Origin of the sequence: Bradyrhizobium sp. Ai1a-2 (genome assembly GCF_000426245.1) — a bacterium.
Lineage (GTDB): Bacteria > Pseudomonadota > Alphaproteobacteria > Rhizobiales > Xanthobacteraceae > Bradyrhizobium.
In genome coordinates this window covers 1-2,791 of the sequence record NZ_AUEZ01000199.1, presented here as the reverse complement: position 1 = coordinate 2,791, position 2,791 = coordinate 1, and the positions used below count along the sequence as shown (strand labels likewise).

General features: G+C 56.5%; 1 protein-coding gene and 3 pseudogenes. 1 reads left to right on the top strand and 3 read right to left on the bottom strand.

Annotated elements, in window-relative coordinates:
- Positions 1-124: 124 nt before the first annotated feature.
- Positions 125-423 (bottom strand): annotated as a pseudogene (locus K288_RS51885) (LysR family transcriptional regulator); the annotation flags it as partial.
- 457 nt (positions 424-880) lie between these two features.
- Between K288_RS51885 and K288_RS0142995 the strand changes: the two are divergent.
- A complete protein-coding gene (locus tag K288_RS0142995) occupies positions 881-1,765 on the top strand; it encodes an aldose 1-epimerase family protein (RefSeq protein WP_027584825.1) in 885 nt (294 codons plus the stop codon).
- 103 nt (positions 1,766-1,868) lie between these two features.
- On the opposite strand, the pseudogene K288_RS55395 reads toward K288_RS0142995, so the two are convergent.
- Together K288_RS55395 and K288_RS53315 are read right to left on the bottom strand one after the other, a co-directional pair.
- Positions 1,869-2,056 (bottom strand): annotated as a pseudogene (locus tag K288_RS55395) (IS5/IS1182 family transposase); the annotation flags it as partial.
- Positions 2,053-2,142: pseudogene (locus tag K288_RS53315) on the bottom strand (transposase); the annotation flags it as partial. The pseudogenes K288_RS55395 and K288_RS53315, both read right to left, overlap by 4 nt.
- Positions 2,143-2,791 lie beyond the last annotated feature (649 nt).

The window sequence follows — 2,791 nt, the reverse complement described above, 5'->3', positions numbered from 1 at the left end:
AATGGATGTTCACAATCGAAAAAGCTCGCGCCAAAATGGGACGCGCCTACCCAAACCCTTCCAAAGAGTCATAATCACCGTGCAGAGCAACTAGCGCGTGGCGAAGGTTAGCAAGATCGTTGCGATTGAGCGTCTCGCCCCCGAGATTGGCGCGAACGTTGAAGGAGGCCGTGCTGATCTTCCGCACCGCCTCGCGAATGTCGCGTGCATAGGCTTCGCCGGCGGCGGTCAGGCGGATCGTCTGGTGCTCACGCAGCGAAGAGCGATCTCAAGCTGCGCCTCCAAGCTCTTGATGTGCCGGCTGACCGCGCTCTGTGTAAGGCTGAGCTCCCTGGCCGCCAGGGTTACGCTGTCTGTTCTGGCGCCGGCCTCAAAAACTGCCAGCCTCGCGGTCGACGGAAGGAATCGGCGGGGTGTTTGCATTCTACTCCGTACGGAGATTGATCTCTTTAGCATCGATCGTTTGATTGCGTTGAAAAAAGAACTATCTGCGGCGGTACACACCGAAAGGTATGATGCAATCCGCCGCGCTCGGCAAGGTCGAGGCGGCTTCGAGTCAACAGTGTATCGGTCACGAGTTGCACCCTCATGAAGACATCCATCGACCAATCCACCCGTACAAGAACAGTCGATCACCGCCGCCACATAGAGCCCCCTCGGGCCGTCCAGAGATGCGCGAAGTCGGCGATCGACCTCTGGTTCGGAGTCTCGAGTTCCAACCCCTCCTAGTGAAATCTGCGGTCGTGCAGTTGCATTTCGAGAGTCGTTATTGGATACACTGAAGGCTCCCTATGGTGGTCGAGCAAGTGCCAGAGAGCTATCTATTCTTGACCTTGCTGTTGCCGCTGCGGCAACGACCGGAGGTTCGTAAACTACTGACATGAGTGCTCGAATGTTCATCAGGCTTGAAAGCGGTGTTTCTCACGCCGACGTTTGTCTGCATGGTGGTGAGCTGCACAGCTGGGTCGCCGGCGGCCACAAACTACTTTGGCACCGGGACCCTGTCTGGTGGGACCAATCATCGCCAATATTGTTTCCGATTGTCGGGTGGGCGAACAGGGGTTGCATTCGTGTTGATGGCCACTCCCGTCGATTGAGCGCTCATGGATTCGCAAGGCAACGTGAATTCACTGTATCGAGCCGGAACACCTCAAGCGTTACACTTGCGCTAACGAACAGTCCGGACACCTTGAAGGTTTTTCCGTTCTTATTTCGGCTGTCCGTGACGTATACACTCCGGGATACGGCATTGGCCGTCGAGTTTATGATCGAGAATTTGGATCGCCGAAGCATGCCTTATGCACTTGGCTTTCACCCGGCCTTTTGCTGGCCATTTAACAGTGTGGTCCGGGACGACTACACAATCGTGTTTGAAGCCGAAGAGAGTTCCATCATTCCCGTGATCACAAGCAATGGACTCATATCGTCGCGGACACGTCAAATACCGATGAAGGGAAGGACGCTTAATTTGACCGACGAGCTCTTCGCATCCGATGCACTTTGCTTCCTGAGCGCCAAGAGCCGCTCGTTCAGTTTGAATGCCGGCCACGAGGGCTCCAGCATCGTGCTGGAAGCGTCCGGCTTCCCACATCTGGCGCTGTGGTCCCGGCCCCGAGCACCCTTTGTCTCCATGGAAGCGTGGACGGGCCACAGCGACCCCGAGGGCTTTGCGGGGGACCTATCCGAGAAGCCTTCGATGCGCATCCTCGCCTCGGGCGAAACTGCAAGTCACTCCGTTCGCCTTCTGTTTCGTGAGGCAAGCTGATGGTCCCGCGCAAGCACCACGTAAGCAAGTGGTAGGAAATCGGGGCGAACAGCAGGATAGGCGCAGCGCGCCGTCGAATCCAGTTTCCATAATGAGTCGTCCGTTAAGAAACCCATTTGAGAACGGCCGGGACGGCGAACAAGCGCCAGAGCGCGATCAGAATTAGGCGCAGCAAAATCCTCAGCCAGGAGAACGAGGCGGAGATTGTGGCCGACGGAGGTCAAGGGCGACGTTGGCCGCATCGCCCTCGTGGCCCTTGAGATGACAGCGGCCGAGGTGTCCGTCGGTCTTCGAGCCAGGTCGGCCGTCTTCGGCCCAGCCTCATCCTCCTTCAACACCGCGATAATCTGCTCTTCCGTGAACCTTGCTCGCTTCATCTGTCCGTCCTTCTTCAGGCCGGACTCTAACTCTATCTGGAGGAAATACGCCCGGGCAGGTCAGGATCATTCTATGGACCAGGCGCGCGTTGAAAGCGATTTGACGAAGGAGTCTATGGCGCCCGCAATCTCCGGCGGTCACGGCGATCAAGATCGGTATATTTACCCGTTAGAATGCATCTATGGAACCGATCCATCGTGTGGGTGTCGTCCATCAAAGCAATTGATTTTATGGATGATGAGAATGGCGAATACTTGAGCCTCGGACGAGGTCAGAATAATTAGCTACCTTTGTCCTGTCTGCGAAAAAGAAGTGGAGACGGAGTATCAGCCGAGGCCCGTCTCCGCTCGAATCGGCTTGTTCAGCATTCTGCGCAAGCTGCTTTGCGCCGGGGCAACGTCACAAGTCTCGCGTGCTTCGTACCGGCGTCGTGTGTCGACAAACCTTGGTGTAGGTTTTTCAACCGGTTCTATATCGCCTGCTTACCTCTGTAGAGTTGAGTCACCCGTCGAGTTGTTTGTGCTTTCGACGTCGCAGCTGGACCATTTGAAGACAAACGTAACCGGCATGAGCTCCCACGTCTGCAGTGATCAACGCGTGCGAGCATAGCGGGTCGGCATCCAGTACTGGCGCATGGCCTCGACGACG

What these genes read in the sequence shown, in the direction of transcription:
- K288_RS0142995 (WP_027584825.1), top strand. Translation starts at nt 881, where the DNA reads ATGAGTGCTCGAATGTTCATCAGGCTTGAAAGCGGTGTTTCTCACGCC.